At 59.9% G+C, this 21,537-nt stretch carries 18 protein-coding genes; all 18 read right to left on the bottom strand.

Going from position 1 to position 21,537, the window contains the following annotated elements:
- Positions 1-63 precede the first annotated feature (63 nt).
- Positions 64-1,527, bottom strand: coding sequence for an NADH-quinone oxidoreductase subunit NuoN (gene nuoN / locus PMI18_RS06350; protein WP_007905081.1), 1,464 nt, complete (start codon positions 1,525-1,527; stop codon positions 64-66).
- Between the two features lie 7 nt (positions 1,528-1,534).
- Positions 1,535-3,067: an NADH-quinone oxidoreductase subunit M gene (gene nuoM, locus PMI18_RS06355; RefSeq protein ID WP_007905080.1), complete on the bottom strand. Its 1,533-nt coding sequence runs from the start codon at positions 3,065-3,067 to the stop codon at positions 1,535-1,537.
- Between the two features lie 39 nt (positions 3,068-3,106).
- Positions 3,107-4,960, bottom strand: coding sequence for an NADH-quinone oxidoreductase subunit L (gene nuoL / locus PMI18_RS06360; protein WP_007905078.1), 1,854 nt, complete (start codon positions 4,958-4,960; stop codon positions 3,107-3,109).
- The gene (nuoK, locus tag PMI18_RS06365; protein ID WP_007905077.1) at positions 4,957-5,265 is read right to left on the bottom strand and encodes an NADH-quinone oxidoreductase subunit NuoK; all 309 of its coding nucleotides are present in this window, start codon (positions 5,263-5,265) and stop codon (positions 4,957-4,959) included. Before nuoK ends, nuoL begins: the two co-directional genes overlap by 4 nt.
- Before the next feature lie 2 nt (positions 5,266-5,267).
- The gene (gene nuoJ, locus PMI18_RS06370) at positions 5,268-5,771 is read right to left on the bottom strand and encodes an NADH-quinone oxidoreductase subunit J (protein ID WP_007905076.1); all 504 of its coding nucleotides are present in this window, start codon (positions 5,769-5,771) and stop codon (positions 5,268-5,270) included.
- A gap of 9 nt (positions 5,772-5,780) precedes the next feature.
- Complete coding sequence (gene nuoI / locus PMI18_RS06375; protein WP_007905075.1) at positions 5,781-6,326, bottom strand: NADH-quinone oxidoreductase subunit NuoI; 546 nt, start codon at positions 6,324-6,326, stop codon at positions 5,781-5,783.
- Between the two features lie 12 nt (positions 6,327-6,338).
- A complete protein-coding gene (gene nuoH / locus PMI18_RS06380) occupies positions 6,339-7,346 on the bottom strand; it encodes an NADH-quinone oxidoreductase subunit NuoH (RefSeq protein ID WP_007905066.1) in 1,008 nt (335 codons plus the stop codon).
- Positions 7,343-10,057, bottom strand: a complete 2,715-nt coding sequence (nuoG, locus tag PMI18_RS06385) for an NADH-quinone oxidoreductase subunit NuoG (RefSeq protein WP_007905063.1) — start codon at positions 10,055-10,057, stop codon at positions 7,343-7,345. Before nuoG ends, nuoH begins: the two co-directional genes overlap by 4 nt.
- Before the next feature lie 137 nt (positions 10,058-10,194).
- Positions 10,195-11,550 (bottom strand): NADH-quinone oxidoreductase subunit NuoF, encoded by a 1,356-nt coding sequence (gene nuoF, locus PMI18_RS06390; RefSeq protein ID WP_007905061.1) that lies wholly within the window; start codon positions 11,548-11,550, stop codon positions 10,195-10,197.
- Positions 11,547-12,044, bottom strand: coding sequence for an NADH-quinone oxidoreductase subunit NuoE (gene nuoE, locus PMI18_RS06395; protein ID WP_007905058.1), 498 nt, complete (start codon positions 12,042-12,044; stop codon positions 11,547-11,549). Before nuoE ends, nuoF begins: the two co-directional genes overlap by 4 nt.
- A gap of 2 nt (positions 12,045-12,046) precedes the next feature.
- Complete coding sequence (nuoC, locus tag PMI18_RS06400) at positions 12,047-13,831, bottom strand: NADH-quinone oxidoreductase subunit C/D (protein ID WP_007905056.1); 1,785 nt, start codon at positions 13,829-13,831, stop codon at positions 12,047-12,049.
- Positions 13,832-13,903: 72 nt separating this feature from the next.
- On the bottom strand, positions 13,904-14,578 hold the full coding sequence (locus tag PMI18_RS06405) for a NuoB/complex I 20 kDa subunit family protein (protein WP_007905053.1): 675 nt from the start codon (positions 14,576-14,578) through the stop codon (positions 13,904-13,906).
- Positions 14,579-14,588: 10 nt separating this feature from the next.
- Complete coding sequence (locus tag PMI18_RS06410) at positions 14,589-15,002, bottom strand: NADH-quinone oxidoreductase subunit A (protein ID WP_007905050.1); 414 nt, start codon at positions 15,000-15,002, stop codon at positions 14,589-14,591.
- Between the two features lie 633 nt (positions 15,003-15,635).
- Positions 15,636-16,961, bottom strand: coding sequence for an isocitrate lyase (aceA, locus tag PMI18_RS06415; RefSeq protein WP_007905048.1), 1,326 nt, complete (start codon positions 16,959-16,961; stop codon positions 15,636-15,638).
- A gap of 512 nt (positions 16,962-17,473) precedes the next feature.
- Complete coding sequence (locus PMI18_RS06420) at positions 17,474-18,235, bottom strand: secretin N-terminal domain-containing protein (protein ID WP_007905046.1); 762 nt, start codon at positions 18,233-18,235, stop codon at positions 17,474-17,476.
- Between the two features lie 143 nt (positions 18,236-18,378).
- Positions 18,379-18,804 (bottom strand): GNAT family N-acetyltransferase, encoded by a 426-nt coding sequence (locus tag PMI18_RS06425; RefSeq protein ID WP_007905044.1) that lies wholly within the window; start codon positions 18,802-18,804, stop codon positions 18,379-18,381.
- Positions 18,797-19,966: a ribosomal protein uL16 3-hydroxylase gene (locus PMI18_RS06430; protein WP_007905042.1), complete on the bottom strand. Its 1,170-nt coding sequence runs from the start codon at positions 19,964-19,966 to the stop codon at positions 18,797-18,799. The genes PMI18_RS06425 and PMI18_RS06430 overlap by 8 nt, the downstream gene beginning before the upstream one ends.
- A gap of 86 nt (positions 19,967-20,052) precedes the next feature.
- Positions 20,053-21,423 (bottom strand): adenylosuccinate lyase, encoded by a 1,371-nt coding sequence (gene purB, locus PMI18_RS06435; protein WP_007905039.1) that lies wholly within the window; start codon positions 21,421-21,423, stop codon positions 20,053-20,055.
- Positions 21,424-21,537 lie beyond the last annotated feature (114 nt).

Raw genomic sequence — 21,537 nt, 5'->3', positions numbered from 1 at the left:
CTGCGTTTTCACACGGTCTGCGAAGGTGCCGTTTCTATTTTCTACCGAGTATCGCCTAAGCGATCAACCCGCCAACCCCGACTGTTGAACCAGGTTCAGCAGCGGCTGTGGATACAGGCCGAGGAAGAACGCCAGTACGGCAATCGCCAGCAGCATCACGCCGCCTGCACGTTGTTCCCAGTGCAGTTGCGCATCGTGGCGACGCAGGTTTGGTTCCATCAGGTACAAGGTGACCATCACACGCAGGTAGTAGAAGACGCCGATGGCGCTGCCCAATACCAGGGAGCCGACCAGCCACCATTGGTGCGACTCGACACCGGTGGCGATGATGTAGAACTTGCCGATGAAGCCCGCGGTCAGCGGGATACCGGCCAGGGACAGCATCATCACGGTCAGGACGGCGGTCAGGTACGGACGGCGCCAGAACAGGCCGCGGTATTCGTACAGGGCATCCGCGTCACGGCCGTTGTACGGCGAGGACATCAGGGTGATCACACCGAACGCGCCGAGGCTGGTGATCACGTAGGTGACCAGGTACACGCCGATGGCTTCCACGGCCAGGCCTTTGCTCGCCACCAGGGCGATCAGCAGGTAGCCGAAGTGGGCGATGGACGAGTAACCCAGCAGACGCTTGAGGTTGCTCTGGGTCAGTGCCAGCAGGTTACCGAACAGGATCGACGCGATGGCGATGATGGTCAGCACGTCGCTCAGCACACCGCTGCTCGCCGCTGGCGAGATCTGGAACAGACGCACCATCACCGCGAACACAGCGACTTTTGACGCGGTGGCCAGGAACGCTGCCACCGGTGCCGGAGCACCTTCGTAAACGTCCGGGGTCCAGAGGTGGAACGGTACCAGCGACAACTTGAACGCCAGGCCGATCAGCATCATGCCCAGGCCCAGTTGAGCCAGAGAGCTTGGCAGACCGGTGGCCGCCAGGGCCTGACCGATGCCGTTGAAGCTCAGGCTGCCAGCGTCGGCGTAGAGCAGGGCCATGCCGAACAACAGGAACGCGGAACCGGCGGCCGACAGCACCATGTACTTGATACCGGCTTCCAGCGAACGCTTGTTGAAGAAGGCATACGCCACCAGACCGTAGACCGGTACCGAGAGCAGTTCCAGACCGACGAACAACCCGGCCAGGTGCTGCGCGCTGACCAGCACCAGGCCACCGGCGGCGGACATCAGGATCAGCAGGTAAAGTTCTTCACGGTTGCCCGGGTAACCCGAACCGCCATCGCCCAGGTAGGCGTGGGCGAGGGTCACGCAAGCGAGTGTGGCGACCAGAATCAGCGCCATGTACAGGCAAGCGAAGGTGTCGATCTGCAGCAATGGCGTCACGGCCAGTGGCGCGACTTTCAGAGCTGGCAGGATCGACAGCAGCGCCAGGTTCAGACCTGCCACCGACAGCAGGAAGGTCTGAGAGTGGTTGCGGCGCCATGCGATAGCCAGCATCACCACGATGATCGTGGCGCTGGTGATCAACAACGGCGCAAGCGCGATAAAGTGTTGAGTCGTGAATTCCATAGCGCTCTTACCGGGCCGAAGCGAGTTGAGTGAAGGCGGTGCCGAGCCACTGCTGCACGCCATGCATCGTCGCGGCAGAGGTATCGAGGAACGGTTGCGGGTACACGCCGATGTAGATCAGCAGCGCCGCAAGCCCAACCACCATGATCAGTTCGCGACCGTCCATGCCATGCAGCACCGCGTCCGATTTCGACGGGCCGAAGAAGGCACGGTGGACCATGATCAGCGAGTAGACCGAACCGAACACCAGGCCGGACGTCGCAATCACAGTGATCCATGGGGCGCTGGCGAAGGTGCCGATCAGAATCAGGAACTCACCGACAAAGTTACCGGTCGCCGGCAAGCCCAGGGACGCGGCGGCGAAGAACAGGCTGAGAGCCGGCAGGTAGGCAATCTTCGACCACAGGCCACCCATCTCACGCATATCGCGGGTGTGGGTACGCTCGTACAGCTGACCGGAGAGGATAAAGAGTGCCGCGGCCGACAGACCGTGCGCCAGCATCTGCATCACCGCGCCCTGCAGCGCCAGTTGGCTACCGGAGTAGATGCCGATCAGTACGAAGCCCATGTGGGAAACGGACGAGAAGGCGATCAGACGCTTGATGTCGGTTTGTGCGAAAGCCAGGAACGCACCGTAGAAGATCCCGATCAGACCCAGGGTCATGGCGAACGGCGCGAACTCGGCCGAGGCATTCGGGAACAGCGGCAGGGCGAAACGCAGCAGGCCATAGGCCGCAGTCTTCAACAAGATACCGGCCAGGTCCACGGAACCTGCGGTCGGCGCCTGGGCGTGAGCGTCAGGCAACCAGGAGTGGAACGGTACGACCGGCAGCTTGACCGCGAAGGCGATGAAGAAACCGAGCATCAGGATGTACTCGGTGGTCGTCGACATCTTGGTCTTCAACAGGTCGGCGTAGTTGAAGGTAATCACGCCGGTGTCGTTGAAGTTGACCAGTACCAGACCCAGGATCGCCACCAGCATGATCAGGCCGGAAGCCTGAGTGAAGATGAAGAACTTGGTTGCCGCGTAGATCCGGGTTTTCTTGCCGTCCGAAGAACTGTGACCCCAGAGCGCGATGAGGAAGTACATCGGCACCAGCATCATTTCCCAGAAGAAGAAGAACATGAACAGGTCGAGGGCGAGGAACACGCCGACGACACCGCCCAGGATCCACATCAGGTTCAGGTGGAAGAAGCCCACATGACGCTGGATCTCTTTCCACGAGCAGAGTACCGAGAGGACACCCAGCAGGCCGGTCAGCAGGATCATCAACAGCGACAGGCCGTCGAGGGCCAGGTGCACGTTGATGCCGAAACGCTGGATCCAGACGTGCTTGAACTCAATCGCCCAGGTCGGATCGGCGCCAGGCGCCGGTGCAAATGAATAGTCACCGTTGGCCCACAGCCAGAGGCCAAGGGAGAGCAACAGGGACATGGTGATCAGCGCAATCCAGCGGGGGAGGGTGGCGCCGAAGCGCTCACCCATCCAGCACAGCAGGCCGCCGATGAAGGGGATCAGGATTAGCCAGGGCAGAATCATGACGGGCTCGTTTCCTTTCGCAAGTTCGCAAGGTTCATATCAGACCGCTACCAGCACGACGGCGCCGATTACCAGCACGGCACCAGCAGCCATCGAGGCGGCATACCAACGCAGTTGACCGGTCTCGGTGCGGCTCAGGGCGGTGTGACCGCCTTTGGCCATACGCGGGATCAGACCGATGGTCTGGTCGAGCGGGTCTTTGCGCAGAATGTGGCTGATCGCAAGGTAAGGCTTGACGAACAGTTTGTCGTAGATCCAGTCGAAGCCCCAGGCAGCGAACCACCAGGCCGAAAGGAAGCGGCCGACGCCGCTGTTGGCGATGGCGGTGACGAAGCGGCGCTTGCCGAGGAACAGCAGCGCGGCCAGCAGGATACCGGCCAGGGCGATGGCACCCGAGGCGATTTCCAGACTGTGCTTGGCTTCGCCGCCGGCATGGCCGACGCTTTGTGGCAGCACACCGTGCAGCGGTGGAACGATCATCGCGCCGACGAACGTCGACAGTACGATCAGCACCGACAGTGGCAGCCAGTGAGCAATGCCGTGACCAGCGTGCGCTTCGGTCTTCGCTTCACCGTGGAACGCGATGAAGATCAGGCGGAAGGTGTACAGCGAGGTCATGAAGGCACCGACCAGACCGGCATAAAGCAGACCCTGGTTACCGCTGGCGAACGCTTCCCAAAGGATTTCATCCTTGGAGTAGAAGCCCGCAGTCACCAGAGGCAAGGCCGCCAGGGCCGCGCCGCCGACGATGAAGCTGGCATAGGCCAGTGGCAGTTTCTTCCACAGACCGCCCATCTTGAAGATGTTCTGCTCGTGGTGGCAGGCAACGATCACCGAACCGGACGCAAGGAACAGCAGCGCCTTGAAGAAGGCGTGGGTCATCAGGTGGAAGATCGCGCCGTCCCACGCACCTACGCCCAGGGCTAGGAACATGTAGCCGATCTGGCTCATGGTCGAGTAGGCGAGGATACGTTTGATGTCGGTCTGCACCAGTGCGGCAAAACCTGCCAGCACCAGCGTCACGCCACCCACGACACCGACCAGGTGCAGAATGTCCGGCGCCAGGGCGAACAGGCCGTGGGTACGGGCAATCAGGTAGACACCGGCGGTCACCATGGTCGCGGCGTGGATCAGTGCCGAAACCGGAGTCGGGCCGGCCATCGCATCCGCCAGCCAGGTTTGCAGCGGCAGTTGCGCGGATTTACCGACAGCGCCACCCAGCAGCATCAGGGTCGCCAGAACGATCCAGAAGTCGCCGGCCTTGAAGTGCTCAGGCGCCTTGACCAGCAGTTCCTGGATGTTCAGCGTGCCCAACTGTTGGAACAGGATGAACAGGCCGATGGCCATGAACACGTCGCCGACGCGGGTCACGATGAAGGCTTTGAGTGCCGCATTACCGTTGTTGCGGTTGCTGTAGTAGAAACCGATCAACAGGTACGAGCACAGGCCCACGCCTTCCCAGCCGAAGTACACGAACAGCAGGTTATCGGCCAGGACCAGGAACAGCATGCTGGCGATAAACAGGTTGGTGTAGGCGAAGAAACGCGAGTAACCGGCTTCACCGCGCATGTACCAGGACGCGAACAGGTGGATCAGGAAGCCCACACCGACCACCACACCCAGCATGGTCAGGGACAGACCATCCAGGTACAGGGCGAAGTTAGGCGTAAAGCCTTCTACCGCCATCCACTGCCACAACACCTGGGTGTAGTGACCGCCTTCAGGTGGCGCAACGTTGAACTGCCAGATTATGTAAGCAGTGACGATTGCCGACAGGCCAATGGAGCCGACGCCAATCAGCGCCGAAAGGTTTTCCGAGAGGCGACCGCGTGAGAACGCCAGCAGCAGGAAACCAATGAGAGGGAATACGAAAGTCAGATAGAGAAGGTTCATCCGCGCATCTCGCTGGCAGCGTCGATATCGAGAGTGTGGAAGCGGCGATACAGCTGCAACAGAATCGCGAGGCCAATACTGGCCTCGGCGGCTGCCAGGCTGATCACCAGGATGAACATGATCTGTCCATCCGGTTGACCCCAGCGGCTACCGGCAACGATGAACGCCAAAGCGGAGGCATTCATCATGACCTCCAGGCTCATCAGCACGAAGAGAATGTTGCGCCGGACCATCAGGCCGACCAGACCGAGGCAGAACAGGATGCCGGCGACCGCCAGACCATGCTCCAAAGGGATAGCAGGCATCGTCATTGCTCCTTGGCTTCGTTGCGGCCCAAGTGGAACGCCGTGACGGCTGCGGCGAGCAGCAGCATCGAGGCGAGTTCGACCACCAGCAGATACGGACCGAACAGGCTGATGCCCACGGCCTTGGCGTCTACGGTGGTGTGGCCGATGGCCTGACCGCTGGCATCGCTGAACAACACGTACAGCAGTTCAACCAGCAGCAGGGTGCCGAGGGCGACGGGGCCCAGCCAGATACCGGGCTTGAGCCAGACGCGCTCTTGCTGAACCGAGGCCGGGCCCAGGTTCAGCATCATCACCACGAACACGAACAGCACCATGATGGCGCCAGCGTAGGCGATCACTTCCAGTACACCGGCAAACGGTGCGCCGAGGGCGAAGAACGTCATGGCCACGGCGATCAGCGAAATGATCAGGTAGAGCAGGGCGTGCACGGGGTTGGTGTTGGTAATCACGCGAAGCGTGGACACAACAGCGATACCCGATGCGAAATAGAAAGCGAATTCCATCTTTCTTCCTTAAGGCAGCAAGCTCTTCACGTTGATCGGCTGGGCTTCATTCTGCGCGGAGCCTTTTGGCTTACCGGCAATCGCCATACCTGCAACACGATAGAAGTTGTAATCAGGGTTTTTGCCGGGGCCGGAGATCAGCAGATCTTCTTTCTCGTACACCAGGTCCTGACGTTTGAACTCGGCCATTTCGAAATCCGGTGTCAACTGGATCGCGGTGGTCGGGCAGGCTTCCTCGCAGAGGCCGCAGAAAATGCAGCGCGAGAAGTTGATGCGGAAGAAGTCCGGGTACCAGCGACCGTCTTCGGTTTCAGCTTTCTGCAGCGAGATGCAACCGACCGGGCACGCCACGGCGCACAGGTTGCAGGCTACACAACGTTCTTCGCCGTCGGGGTCGCGGGTCAGCACGATACGCCCACGGAAGCGCGGCGGCAGGTACACGGCTTCTTCCGGGTACTGCAGCGTGTCGCGCTTGCGGAAGGCGTGGCCGAAGATCATCACCAGGCTGCGAAGCTGGGTGAAGAAGCCATGCACGATGTCAAAAATGTACTTCATGATTCTCTATCCTCACTGAGCCGCGACGGCGGGCGTGTTGAGCAACACGACTGCAGCGGTCACCAGCATGTTGACGAGGGTCAGCGGCAGGCAGAACTTCCAGCTGAAATCCATCACTTGGTCATACCGTGGGCGCGGAATCGAGGCGCGCAACAGGATGAAGAACATGATGAAGAACGCGGTTTTCAGTGCAAACCAGATGAACGGGATCTGCGGCAGAATGCCGAACGGACCGTGCCAGCCACCGAAGAACAAGGTCACCAGCAGCGCCGAAATCAGCACAATGCCGATGTACTCACCGACGAAGAACATGCCCCATTTCATGCCGGCGTATTCAATGTGGTAACCGTCGGCCAGTTCCTGTTCCGCTTCCGGTTGGTCGAACGGGTGACGGTGAGTCACGGCGACGCCAGCGATGAAGAAGGTCAGGAAACCGAAGATCTGCGGAATGACGAACCACAGGTTCTGCGCCTGGTATTCAACGATGTCGCGCATGTTGAACGATCCGACCTGGATCACGATGCCCATCAGCGACAGGCCCATGAACACTTCGTACGACACGGTTTGCGCCGAGGCCCGCAAGCTGCCCAACAGGGCGAACTTGTTGTTACTCGACCAGCCGGCGAACAGCACCGCGTAGACCGACAGACCGGCCATGGCAAAGAAGAACAGGATGCCGATGTTGATGTCCGCCACGCCCCAGGTCGGGGTGATCGGGATGATCGCGAAGGCAATCAGCAAGGCGCTCATGGCCACGACCGGTGCCAAGGTGAAGATCACTTTGTCGGCGAACGGCGGGGTCCAGTCTTCCTTGAAGAACATCTTGATCATGTCGGCCGCGATCTGGAACGCGCCGAACGGGCCGACGCGGTTCGGACCGTAACGGTCCTGCCAGAGGGCGAGCAGACGACGCTCGACCCAGCTCAGCAGCGCGCCGCATACCACCACGGCGAGCAGGATCACGATGGCCTTGAGGACCGCGATGATTACGTCGATCACTTCAGGAGTGAACAAGGTCATAGCGCTGCCTCCTGCAGACCGTCAACGGATTTGCCAAAGATCGCTGGCGGAATACCGGCGATACCGGCCGGCAATGCAACCAGACCGGCACCCAGCTCTTCGTTGATGCGCAGCGGCAGACGCAAGGTCTGGCCGGCTACGTTCAGGCTCAGCAGGGCACCGTCATTGACACCCAGGCGGTCGGCTTCGGACTTGGCCAGCGACACATAAGCGGCCGGGATGCGTTCCTGAACCGGTGCGGCTTTGGAAGAGTTCTCTTCGCTGCCGAACAGGTGGAAGAACGGCACGACCTGCCAGGTGCCCGGAGCCGGGTTGAACGCGCGCGGAACACTGGCGAACCAGTTCAGCGAATCACCGGTGCTTTCGATCAGGCGAGTGCCCGGGTCGCCAGCGCGGATGTGACCACCGACTTCGTCCTGGAACTTGTTCCAGGCTTGCGGCGAGTTCCAGCCCGGAGACCAGGCGAAGGGTACTTGTTGACGCGGTTCGACCGAGCCCGAGTAACCTTCCATGGAGAACGAGAACGCGGTGTCGTTGTCCTGGGAAGTACGCGGTTCGTGCACGCTGATGTCGGCGCGCATGGCGGTCCGGCCGCTGTAACGCAGCGGTTCGCGCGCCAGTTTCAGGCCCTTGATGCGGAACGCGGCGGACGGTGCGGCATCGACAATGCGCGCCAGTTGCGGTTTGCTCGCAGCAACGGCAGCGGTGACGTGGTCCAGTTGGGTCCAGTCGATCGGCTGGTTCAACAGGGTCGAACGCAGGGCATGCAGCCAGCGCCAGCCTTCGTGAACCAGAATGCTTGCGTCGAGGTAAGTCGGGTCGAAGACCTGGAAGAAGCGCTGGGCGCGGCCTTCCTGGCTGACCAGCGTACCGTCGCCTTCAGCGAAGCTGGCCGCTGGCAGCACCAGGTGCGCGCGATCGCTGGTGGCGGTCTTCTGATGGTCCGCCACGATCACCACTTTCGCGGCGTTCAGGGCAGCATCGACACGAGCTTTGTCGGTACGGGTGTACAGATCGTTTTCCAGCACGACGATGGCGTCGGCCTTGCCGTCGATCACCGCTTGCAGGGCTGCGTCGACCGAGTCACCACCGAGCATGGCCAGGCCGAGGCTGTTGGCCTCTGGCACGATCAGGCTGATGGAACCGTTCTTCTCGCGCAGCTTCAGGGCCTTGGCGATGTTCGCTGCGGCTTCGATCAACGCCTTGGAACCCAGCGAGGTACCGGCAATGATCAACGGACGCTTTGCAGCGAGCAAGGCGTTGGCGATGCGCTGAGCCAGTTCAAGGGCTTCAGCGTCCAGGCCTTCAACGGCCGGCGCGCTGGCATCGAGGGCGTGAGCCACGGCGAAACCGATGCGGGCCAGGTCGTCTGGAGCGGCGTGAACGCATTCTTCAGCCACGTCGTCGAGCTTGGTTTCAGCCAGGCTGGCGATGAACAGCGGGTTCAGCGCGTGCTGACCGATGTTCTTCACTGCGGCATCGAGCCATGGCTGAACGCGCATGGCGTCGGCCATGTCTTCGGCCTTGCCCTTGACCGATTGACGCAGGGCCAGGGCCATGCGCGCAGCGGTCTGGGTCAGGTCTTCGCCGAGGACGAAAATCGCATCGTGATCTTCGATGTCGCGCATGTTCGGGATCGGCAGCGGGCTGTCTTTGAGCACCTGCACAACCAGACGAATGCGCTCAAGTTCAGCAGCTTCGATACCGGAGTAGAAGTGCTCGGCGCCGACCAGTTCCAGCAACGCGTAGTTGCTTTCGAGGCTGGCGCGCGGCGAACCGATACCGACGATGTTGCGACCGCGCAGCAGGTCAGCGGCTTTATCCAGTGCTTCGTCCAGGCTCAGCTTGGCGCCGTTGGCCAGCAGTGGCTGACGCGGGCGGTCTTCGCGGTTGACGTAGCCATAGCCGAAACGGCCACGGTCGCACAGGAAGTACTGGTTCACCGAACCGTTGAAACGGTTTTCAATGCGACGCAGTTCGCCGTAACGCTCGCCCGGGGAAATGTTGCAACCGCTGGAGCAGCCATGGCAGATGCTCGGCGAGAACTGCATGTCCCACTTACGGTTGTAGCGCTCGGAGTGAGTCTTGTCGGTGAACACACCAGTCGGGCAGACCTCGGTGAGGTTGCCGGAGAACTCGCTTTCGAGGGTGCCGTCTTCAACGCGACCGAAGTAAACGTTGTCGTGGGCGCCGAATACGCCGAGGTCGGTGCCGCCAGCGTAGTCTTTATAGAAGCGCACGCAGCGATAGCAGGCGATGCAGCGGTTCATTTCGTGGGAAATGAACGGGCCCAGTTGCTGGTTCTGGTGAGTACGCTTGGTGAAGCGATAACGGCGCTCGTTGTGGCCGGTCATCACCGTCATGTCTTGCAGGTGGCAGTGACCGCCTTCCTCACAGACCGGGCAGTCGTGAGGGTGGTTGGTCATCAACCATTCAACGACGCTTGCGCGAAACACTTTCGCTTCTTCGTCGTCGATGGAGATCCAGCTGCCGTCGGTGGCGGGGGTCATGCAGGACATGACGATCCGACCACGCTTGTCGTTCTCGTCGGTGTACTGCTTGACCGCGCACTGGCGGCAAGCGCCAACGCTGCCAAGGGCTGGGTGCCAGCAGAAATAAGGGATATCGAGGCCTAGCGACAGACACGCCTGTAACAGGTTGTCTGCCCCATCGACTTCGAGCTCTTTGCCGTCTACGTGGATAGTGGCCATGGTTCAAAGTTCTTCGTTGGCCCGGTGTCAGCGGGCGTGGCTAATGGAATCTTGTTATTCGCGTGAATCAACACAGCCGTTTACGGCGTCATCACACGACAAAGCGAAGGGCACGGACCCTTCGCTTTTTTAAGCGTTTACGCGCCGACTACGATCGGCTTTGCCAGAGGCGGGACGACGGCGCTGGTAGGCGCGATGCCGGCTTCGAACTCTGGACGGAAGTATTTGATGGCACTGCCCAACGGCTCCACGGCACCTGGTGCGTGAGCACAGAAGGTCTTGCCCGGGCCGAGGAAACCGACCAGACCCAGCAGGGTCTCGATATCGCCGGCTTGGCCTTCACCGTTCTCGATCGCGCGCAGCAGCTTGACGCTCCACGGCAGACCGTCACGGCATGGGGTGCAGAAGCCACAGGATTCGCGGGAGAAGAACTCTTCCATGTTGCGCAGCAACGACACCATGTTGACGCTGTCGTCCACCGCCATGGCCAGGCCGGTACCCATACGGGTGCCCACTTTGGCGATGCCGCCGGCATACATTTGTGCGTCCAGGTGCTCCGGCAACAGGAAACCGGTACCGGCGCCGCCTGGCTGCCAGCACTTGAGCTTGTAACCGTCGCGCATGCCGCCGGCGTAATCTTCGAACAACTCGCGACCGGTGACGCCGAACGGCAATTCCCACAGGCCAGGGTTCTTGACCTTGCCGGAGAAGCCCATGAGCTTGGTGCCCATGTCTTCGCTGCCTTCGCGGGCCAACGATTTGTACCAGTCAACGCCGTCGGCAATGATCGCCGGAACGTTGCACAGGGTTTCCACGTTGTTCACGCAAGTCGGCTTGCCCCACACGCCGACGGCGGCAGGGAAGGGCGGCTTGGAGCGCGGGTTGGCGCGGCGGCCTTCGAGGGAGTTGATCAGTGCGGTTTCTTCACCGCAGATGTAACGCCCGGCACCGGTGTGCACGAACAGCTCGAAATCGAAGCCGCTGCCCAGGATGTTTTTACCCAGCAGGCCTGCTGCCTTGGCTTCTTCCACGGCACGGTTGAGGTGCTTGGCGGCGGTGGTGTATTCGCCACGCAGGAAGATGTAGCCACGGTAGGTTTTCAGCGCGCGAGCACTGATCAGCATGCCTTCGATCAGCAGATGGGGCAGTTGCTCCATCAGCATGCGGTCTTTCCAGGTGTTCGGCTCCATCTCATCCGCGTTGCACAGCAGGTAGCGGATGTTGATGGATTCGTCCTTGGGCATCAGGCCCCACTTCACGCCCGTGGGGAAGCCTGCACCGCCGCGGCCCTTGAGGCCGGAGTCTTTCACGGTCTGGACGATGTCGTCCTGGGCCATGTCGGCGAAGGCCTTGCGCGCAGCGGCGTAACCGTTCTTGGCCTGGTATTCGTCGAGCCATACGGCTTCGCCGTCGTCACGCAGACGCCAGGTGAGCGGGTGAGTCTCGGCCGAACGCTTGATGCGGTTGGCTGGACCGAAGGAAGTCAGGGTCATACGTAGCCCTCGAGCAATTTGGCGACACCGGCAGGCTGCACATCACCGAACGTGTCGTCGTCGATCATCAACGCCGGCGCCTTGTCGCAGTTGCCGAGGCAGCAGACTGGCAGCAGGGTGAAACGACCGTCGGCGGTGGTCTGACCCAGGCCGATGCCCAGCTTGCTCTGGATTTCGCTGACTACGGACTCATGACCGCCGATGTAGCAGACCATGCTGTCGCAGACGCGAATGATGTGACGGCCCACAGGCTGACGGAAGATCTGGCTATAGAACGTCGCCACGCCTTCAACGTCGCTGGCCGGGATGCCGAGGATTTCGCCGATGGCGTAGAGCGCGCCGTCAGGCACCCAGCCACGTTCCTTCTGGACGATCTTCAGGGCTTCGATCGACGCCGCGCGCGGGTCTTCGTAGTGATGCAACTCATGCTCGATGGCCGAGCGCTCGGTTTCGCTCAGGGCGAAACGGTCTGTCAGGATAAGCGTGCTGTTCATGCTTAACGGTCCACGTCGGCCATAACGAAATCGATACTACCCAGGTACGCGATCAAGTCCGCGACCATGCTGCCTTTGATCACCGAAGGGATCTGCTGCAGGTGCGGGAAGCTTGGAGTACGAATCCGGGTGCGGTAGCTCATGGTGCCGCCATCGCTCGTCAGGTAATAACTGTTGATGCCCTTGGTCGCTTCGATCATCTGGAAGGATTCGTTGGCCGGCATGACCGGGCCCCACGAAACTTGCAGGAAGTGCGTGATCAGGGTCTCGATGTGTTGCAGCGTGCGCTCTTTGGGTGGCGGCGTGGTCAGCGGGTGATCCGCCTTGTACGGGCCTTCCGGCATGTTGCGCATGCACTGCTCGATGATCTTGATGCTCTGGCGCATTTCTTCGACGCGAACGATGCAACGGTCGTAGGCATCGCCATTGGCCGCCAGCGGGATTTCGAATTCGAAGTTTTCGTAGCCGGAGTAAGGGCGAGCCTTACGCAGGTCGAAATCGCAACCGGTGGAACGCAGGCCGGCACCGGTGACGCCCCATTCCAGGGCTTCCTTGGTGTTGTAGGCGGCGACGCCGATGGTCCGGCCACGCAGGATGCTGTTGTCCAGTGCGGCTTTCTGGTATTCGTCCAGACGCTTTGGCATCCACTCGACGAAATCCTTGACCAGTTTTTCCCAGCCGCGCGGCAAGTCGTGAGCGACGCCACCGATGCGGTACCAGGCCGGGTGCAGACGGAAACCGGTGATGGCTTCGATCACCGTGTACGCCTTCTGGCGGTCGGTGAAGGTGAAGAACACCGGGGTCATGGCGCCGACGTCCTGGATGTAAGTCCCCAGGAACAGCAGGTGGCTGGTGATCCGGAAGAACTCGGCCATCATGATGCGGATGACGTCGACCTTCTCGGGCACCTTGATGCCGGCCAGCTTCTCGACCGAGAGCACGTACGGCAGGTTGTTCATCACGCCGCCGAGGTAGTCGATACGGTCGGTGTACGGAATGAAGCTGTGCCAGGACTGACGCTCGGCCATCTTCTCGGCACCACGGTGGTGGTAACCGACGTCCGGCACGCAGTCGACGATCTCTTCACCGTCCAGCTGCAGAATGATGCGGAACGCACCGTGCGCCGAAGGGTGGTTAGGACCCAAGTTGAGGAACATGTAGTCCTCGTTCGCACCGGAACGCTTCATGCCCCAGTCTTCAGGCTTGAAGCGCGCGGCTTCTTCCTCAAGCTGTTGCTTGGCGAGGGTCAGGCTGAACGGGTCGAACTCGGTGGCACGGGCCGGGAAGTCCTTGCGCAACGGGTGACCTTCCCAGGTCGGCGGCATCATGATGCGGGTCAGGTGCGGGTGACCGGCAAAGTTGATGCCGTACATGTCCCACACTTCACGTTCGTACCAGTTGGCGTTCGGCCAGAGACCGGTAACGGTCGGTACGCTGAGGTCGCTCTCGGACAAGGCGACCTTGATCATTACGTCACTATTACGTTCGATCGACATCAAGTGATAGAACACAGTGAAGTCGGCGCCGCTTGGCAGCCCTTGACGCTTGGTGCGCAGACGCTCGTCCACGCCGTGCAGGTCATAGAGCATGACGTACGGCTTGGGCAGGTTACGCAGGAAGGTCAGGACTTCGACGAGTTTGGCGCGGGCAACCCAAAGCACCGGCATGCCGGTGCGGGTCGGCTGGGCGGTGAACGCCTCCGGGCCAAAACGATTGTTCAGTTCGACGACCACATCCTGGTCGTCTGCCTTATAAGGCGGGATGTACAGAGCACTGCCTGTAGTCATGGTTATTTATCGCTTTCGGTCAACGTAAAGAATGAAGCCAGTTTCTCGTTTCTTTGTAAGAACAGATCTGGATCAGACTTCGTCGGGGCTGCGCAGGTTGGTTACCTGAATACGCTGTTCGCGGCGCTTTTCCTTTTCGGAAGGCATCTCGGCGCGATAGACGCCTTGATCACCAACGACCCAGGAAAGTGGACGACGCTCCTGGCCAATCGACTCCTGCAACAGCATCAAGCCTTGCAGAAAAGCTTCAGGGCGGGGCGGGCAGCCAGGCACGTAGACGTCCACGGGCAGGAACTTGTCCACCCCTTGAACGACGGAGTAGATGTCGTACATGCCACCGGAGTTGGCGCACGAACCCATGGAGATGACCCATTTAGGCTCGAGCATTTGCTCGTAGAGACGCTGAATGATCGGCGCCATCTTGATGAAGCAGGTACCGGCGATAACCATGAAATCCGCCTGACGCGGCGATGCCCGGATAACCTCGGCGCCAAAGCGCGCGATGTCGTGGGGCGCCGTGAAGGCGGTGGTCATTTCCACGTAGCAGCACGAAAGACCGAAGTTATACGGCCACAGGGAGTTCTTGCGCCCCCAGTTGATCGTGCCGTTAAGCACGTCTTCGAGCTTGCCCATGAAAATGTTTTTGTGGACTTGATCTTCTAACGGATCGGAAACGGTTTCCCGTTTGCCAATCGGATACTGCTCGTTAGGAGCATCGGGGTCGATCCTGGTGAGATTGTATTGCATTGCCAAAGCCTCATTGTTTCAGCTTCGCTTGCCGCTTACGACGAGCTTCCGGAGCCCAGTCAAGGGCGCCCACTCGGAATAGGTAGACAAGGCCTGCCAACAGAATTGCTATGAAAACGAGAGCTTCGACGAATCCGGTCCAGCCGCTTTCGCGGACGGACACAGACCAGGCAAAGAGAAAAAGGGCTTCGATATCGAAGATCACGAAAAGCATCGCGACCAGATAGAATTTGGCTGAGAGCCGCAAGCGGGCGCCACCGGTAGGTAGCATGCCGGACTCGAACGGTTCGTTTTTGCTGCGGCCCCAGGCTTTTGACCCGAGGAGGCTGGAGACGCCGAGCATGAAGGCGCAAAGGCCGCCGACACCCAGAAGGAAAATGGCAAAGCCCCAGTTGTGGGCCATGAGTCCGGTCGCTTCGGGCATGCTGGTAATCCTTAACAGAGAGCAAAGGTCTCTGAGCTTGAAAAGAAACAAAGCAGTGACGATATGTCGCAGCAATCAATCGCGGTGATTTTATGGCTAAACACCGAGCAAGTAAAATTCAGATAGCGAAATTATTTACAAGAATAAGGACATAGCATGCCTCCAAAGCCCTGTAGCCCATGCCGCTCGGGCATTAGCGGGGGTTTTGTCAAATATGTTTTGTAGGGAATGTAACGAACATAGTTGCCGCTAAATGATAATCAATATTATTTGACGCGGTTTTCAAACTGTTTAACGGGTGAGTGGTTGGGAAGTTGTCTTATATGCGTGTTACTGCAAGTAGCGAGCACGGTCGTTTTACCTGATTCTCCGGGGCGTGAAACTGCTCTGGATCAATGTGTTTGTCCGCAAATCCACCCACGTCTGTAGGAGCGAGGCTTGCCCGCGAAGAATGCGCTACGGTTTTTCAGGCATACCGCATCATCGTTCTTCGCGGGCAAGCCTCGCTCCTACGGGGAAGGAGGGTGAATCGCAGGCAAAAAAACGCCCCGAACCAGTCGGGGCGTCAGATGTGCGGCTTTGCGGTTAGCTTTTTATTCGGTCCGCAAGGGCCGTTTGCTTAAACGAAGCAGATCAGTGGAACTGTTCTTCTTCGGTCGAACCGGTCAGTGCGGTCACGGAGGACGTGCCACCTTGAATCACGGTGGTCATGTCGTCGAAGTAGCCGGTGCCCACTTCCTGCTGGTGAGCCACGAAGGTGTAACCCTTGGCAGCGTCAGCGAACTCTTGCTCTTGCAGCTTCACGTAGGCAGTCATGTCGTTGCGGGCGTAGTCGTGCGCCAGGTTGAACATGCTGTGCCACATGTTGTGAATGCCGGCCAGGGTGATGAACTGGTGCTTGTAACCCATGGCGGACAGTTCGCGCTGGAACTTGGCGATGGTCGCGTCGTCCAGGTTTTTCTTCCAGTTGAAGGAAGGCGAGCAGTTGTACGACAGCAGTTGGTCCGGGTATTCCTTTTTGATCGCTTCAGCGAAGCGACGAGCCTCGTCCAGATCCGGCTTGGCGGTTTCGCACCAGATCAGGTCGGCGAACGGCGCGTAGGCCAGGCCGCGAGCGATGGCCTGGTCGAGACCGGCGCGCACTTTGTAGAAACCTTCCTGGGTGCGTTCGCCAGTCACGAATGGCTGGTCATACGGGTCGCAATCGGAAGTCAGCAAGTCGGCTGCGTTGGCGTCGGTACGGGCCAGGATGATGGTCGGTGTACCGGCAACGTCAGCTGCCAGACGAGCAGCGGTCAGCTTCTGCACAGCTTCCTGGGTAGGAACCAGTACCTTGCCGCCCATGTGGCCGCATTTTTTCACGGAAGCCAGTTGGTCTTCGAAGTGAACGCCGGCGGCGCCTGCTTCGATCATGCTCTTCATCAGTTCGTAGGCGTTCAGTACGCCACCGAAACCGGCTTCAGCGTCAGCCACGATCGGTGCGAAGTAGTCGATGTAACCTTCGTCGCCCGGGTTCTTGCCGGCTTTCCACTGGATCTGGTCAGCGCGACGGAACGAGTTGTTGATGCGCTTGACCACGGTCGGAACCGAATCCACCGGGTACAGCGACTGATCCGGGTACATCGATTCGGCGGAGTTGTTGTCCGCGGCTACTTGCCAGCCCGACAGGTAGATCGCCTGGATACCGGCCTTGACTTGTTGCACAGCCTGGCCGCCGGTCAGGGCGCCCATGCAGTTGACGAAATCTTTCTCAGGACGGAAGGACGGCTTGGCACCCTGGGTTACCAGGTTCCAAAGCTTGTCGGCGCCCATTTTTGCAAAGGTGTGCTCAGGTTGAACCGAGCCACGCAGACGGACGACGTCAGCAGCGGAGTAATTGCGTGTCACGCCTTTCCAGCGCGGGTTTTCAGCCCAATCTTTTTCGAGGGCTGCAATTTGCTGTTCGCGTGTCAGTGCCATGGAGATAAACCTCGTCGCGTCTTTGATAAAAAGTCGTTCTTGGTGGAAATTCCTGCTCCAGCCAGATAACGCATTTTAAAGGGGCGTAAAAGGCTGCTCGCTGACCAGAAGCTTAGGTGGTCAAGTCGGGTTCGGCGGGGATGGCGACGGGATGAACGATGGGCTCGAGGGGAAGTGAGCAGGTAAGGGCGAACTGGCGAGCGCATTCAGGCGTCGTGGGCCTTGGTGCGAACTTCAGTGTGGAGCCGGGTTACCTAATTACGCTTCCGTCCCTCGGGACAACTTCGTTCCAGTCGGCAACCTCGTCAAACACACCTTGTGGGCGGTACAGACACGAATCGGCTCGCGGGATAGGTGCGAACAGCAACTCGAAAGCCCTTGCCAGGGCCTCTGATTAGCGGGAGCGAGGCCATCATGCCTTTGCTTTTTTGGCTCGTCAAACGTTTTGTAGTGCTTTTTTTCAAGCACTACATCTTTGGTCTAATACGACTAATCAGTCAGTTTTCGGTGGTTTAGTCCAAAGTATCGACTTTCACCCGCAGGGTCATGTCGTCCCGGCCCTGAGTCGAGTAGCTGCGGGTCTGGCCCTGTTTGTCGGCCTGAGTCTGGCGGTTCACGCCGGCCAGGGTGATCCATTCACCCAGTCGACCCGTGACAGTTGTGTCGGTACTTTGCACATTCACTACATCAGGACGTTCCTGGCTCATCCGGTCACGGTTAGTACTGATTGCCAAATGAACGATGTCGCCGGTGACGCTGGCGGTGACGTAGAAACCTTGAGTGACATTGCGGTATTCGGTCTGGCTGCGCAGGTCGCCATAGGAATCGGTCTGCGTGCTGGTCAACGGTACGCTCTGGCCGACCTGAATCAGCGCCGGTGTGCCTTCGCTGGCCTGAACCTGTTGGATGCCGCCGTCACGGCTGTCGGTGCTGTGATTGATGATGCGCGTCTGGCTCGGCTTGGCACCGTTCACCGAGTAACCCTGATCGCCCTGGAAGTTGTTTTCGTTAGTGTCGACGGTGATCAGCAAACGCTTGGCGGCCACGTCGAGTTGGCTGATCACGGCTTTAAGTTCGTCGATCTTGCGTTGTTCTGCGTTGACGATCAGCTGATTGCCATAGGCGCTGACCTGGCCGTCCTTGCCAATGAAATTCTGCGCCACCGGCAGCAGGTCGGCGCTGGTGCGATAGTTCAGGGGCACGATCTCGGTGGCGGCCATGACCGAAAAACTGCAGGTCAGCAGCTGCGTGGTGAGCAGGGTGCGTAGGGACATATCCGTTATCTCCGGCCTTTAAAGTCTTGATATTGCCAGTTTGTCGGCCCGCGGTGGGGCAAGTTGAATCGTAGACAGCAAAACGCCCCGGCATCCGAGGATGGCGGGGCGTTTTGGGGTGTTCCTGAAGGCTTTTGTGGGGCTCAGGCGGAGTGGCGCACCATGTCCACGTGCGGAATCCCGGCTTCCAGGAATTCCTCACTGACCATGCTGAAGCCCAAGCGCTCATAGAACGCCGTGGCCTGCACTTGTGCGCTCAGCATCTGCTGCTTCAGTCCGCGCTCCTCGGCTTCACCGATCACTGCTTGCATCAGCGCATCGCCGACTTTCAAGCCGCGCCAGTCCTTCAGCACCGATACCCGACCGATGTGACCATCTGGCAGCAGTCGAGCGGTGCCGATCGGGAAGTCGCCTTCAAAGGCCAGGAAGTGGACTGCCGTTGCATCATCAGCATCCCATTCCAGCTCAGGCGGAACGGATTGCTCGGCAATGAACACCGTCTCACGAATGCGCCGGATCTCGGCGTTATCCTTTTGCCAGTCTGCGACACGAACGTGAATTTTATTCATCGGCAAACCCCAGGCTTCCCTGCTTGATCAGCTCACACAGCAGGCCGCGGCCGTCTTCATCGATCAGCCACTCGCCAAGGTTGTCGACGTGAAGCGCATCGGCGGCGCAGATCATCTTCAGCAGCTCGCGCAGTTTGCCCGGCAGATAACGGCTCTGACCGCTGGCAAACAGCAGCAGGTCGTCATCAACTTCCGACCAGGCCAGGCGTGCGCTCGGGTTGCGGATCAGGATCGCGCCTTGTTCGAGGCTGGCGAGCAGGTCGTCTTCTTCGATTTCTTCCGGGCCAACCACCAGTTCCGGGTAGCGCGGCTCGGTCATGAACTGGCCGAACCAGGTCAGTAGCAGGCGCTCGTCGCTCATGTGCTCGGCCAGCAGGCTTTTCAGGCGATCGAGGGCGTCGTGCTGGATCTGATGAGGATCGACCGCCGGCAGGGCGTCGGCGTCGGTGTAACGCTCTTCGTCCGACAGGAACTGGCTGAGGAAGTCGGTGAAGTGGGTCAGCACTTCAGCGGCGCTCGGCGCGCGGAAACCAACCGAATAGGTCATGCAGTCATCGACGGCCACGCCGCAGTGGGCCAGGCGTGGTGGTAGATACAGCATGTCGCCCGGTTCCAGAACCCACTCATCGGTGGCTTCGAAGTCAGCGAGGATGCGCAGGTCGGCGTGTTGCAGCAACGGGCTCTCGGAATCGCACATCTGGCCGATTTTCCAGTTGCGCTTGCCGTGACCCTGCAGCAGGAACACATCGTAGTTGTCGAAGTGCGGACCCACGCTGCCACCCGGGGCGGCGAAGCTGATCATCACATCGTCGACGCGCCAGCTCGGCAGGAAGCGGAAGTTCTCCAGCAGCTCAGCGACTTCCGGCACGAACTGGTCGACCGCTTGAACCAGCAGGGTCCAGTCACGTTCCGGCAGTTTGCTGAATTCGTCTTCGGCGAACGGACCACGGCGCAATTCCCAAGGACGCTCGCCGTTTTCGATCACCAGGCGCGATTCGACTTCTTCTTCCAGCGCCAGGCCGGCCAGTTCGTCGGCGTCGATCGGGCTTTCGAAATCAGGGATCGCCTGGCGGATCAGCAGGGGTTTTTTCTGCCAGTAGTCACGCAGGAATTCGCGCGCCGTGATGCCGCCCAGAAGTTGAAGAGGAATGTCAGGATTCATGTGTAACCTATTGAAAAAATGCACTTTTCAGACGGGAATAAAAACGCCCGGCGCTGCCGGGCGTCTCAAACGGGTAAAGCGGTCGATCAGATGCGTTTGGCTTGTGCCACAGCGTTACCGATGTAGTTCGCCGGAGTGAGCAGTTTCAGCTCGGCCTTGGCGGCGGCTGGCATGTCCAGGCCGTCGATGAAAGTCTGCAGCGCTTCAGGGCTGATGCCCTTGCCGCGAGTCAGTTCTTTCAGCTTTTCGTACGGGTTTTCGATGTTGTAGCGGCGCATCACGGTCTGGATCGGCTCGGCCAATACTTCCCAGCAGGCGTCCAGGTCAGCAGCGATTTTCTGAGCGTTGAGCTCCAGTTTGCTGATGCCTTTGAGGCTGGCTTCGTACGCGATCACGCTGTGGGCGAAGCCGACACCGAGGTTGCGCAGTACGGTGGAGTCGGTCAGGTCGCGCTGCCAGCGGGAGATCGGCAGCTTGCTCGCCAGGTGCTGGAACAGTGCGTTGGCGATCCCCAGGTTGCCTTCGGAGTTTTCGAAGTCGATCGGGTTGACCTTGTGCGGCATGGTCGAGGAGCCGATTTCGCCAGCGATGGTGCGCTGTTTGAAATAACCCAGGGAGATGTAGCCCCAGATGTCGCGGTCGAAGTCGATCAGGATGGTGTTGAAGCGCGCGATTGCGTCGAACAGCTCGGCGATGTAGTCGTGCGGTTCGATCTGCGTGGTGTACGGGTTGAAGCCCAGGCCCAGCTCGTCTTCGATGAAGGCGCGGGCGTTGGCTTCCCAGTCGATCTCAGGGTAGGCCGACAGGTGAGCGTTGTAGTTGCCGACAGCGCCGTTGATTTTGCCCAGCAGCGGAACGGCGGCGACTTGAGCGATTTGACGCTCCAGACGGTAAACCACGTTCGCCAGCTCTTTGCCCAGGGTGGTCGGCGAAGCCGGTTGACCGTGGGTACGCGACAGCATCGGCACGTCGGCGAAACGGATGGCCAGTTCGCGAATGGCTTCGGCAGTCTGGCGCATCAGCGGCAGCATCACATCATCACGGCCTTCGCGCAGCATCAGGGCGTGGGACAGGTTGTTGATGTCCTCGCTGGTGCAGGCAAAGTGGATGAATTCGCTGACGGCAGCCAGTTCTGGCAACTTGGCCGCTTGCTCTTTGAGCAGGTACTCAATGGCTTTGACGTCGTGGTTGGTGGTGCGCTCGATCTCTTTGACACGCTCGGCGTGCTCCAGAGAGAAGTTTTCCGCCAGGGTGTTCAGCACCGCGTTGGCTTCGGCGGAGAACGCCGGCACTTCGCTGATGGCAGGGTGAGCGGCCAGGCGCTGGAGCCAGCGCACTTCAACCAGAACGCGAGCACGGATCAGGCCGTATTCGCTGAAAATCGGGCGCAGGGCCTGGGTTTTGCCGGCGTAGCGGCCGTCAACAGGGGAAACCGCAGTGAGCGAAGAGAGCTGCATGGGGTGTTCTCGGACAGTCGGGCAACGAAATGGGGCGCGTATCATACATGAAAAAATCCGCCGGTCCGTTGCCAACTGACCGGCGTATTACGCGTTACTGACTACAAAGCGGTA

The organism is Pseudomonas sp. GM102, from assembly GCF_000282555.1.
GTDB lineage: Bacteria > Pseudomonadota > Gammaproteobacteria > Pseudomonadales > Pseudomonadaceae > Aquipseudomonas.
Note: the sequence above shows the minus strand (reverse complement) of the source record. Positions and strands in the feature narration are given on the sequence as shown.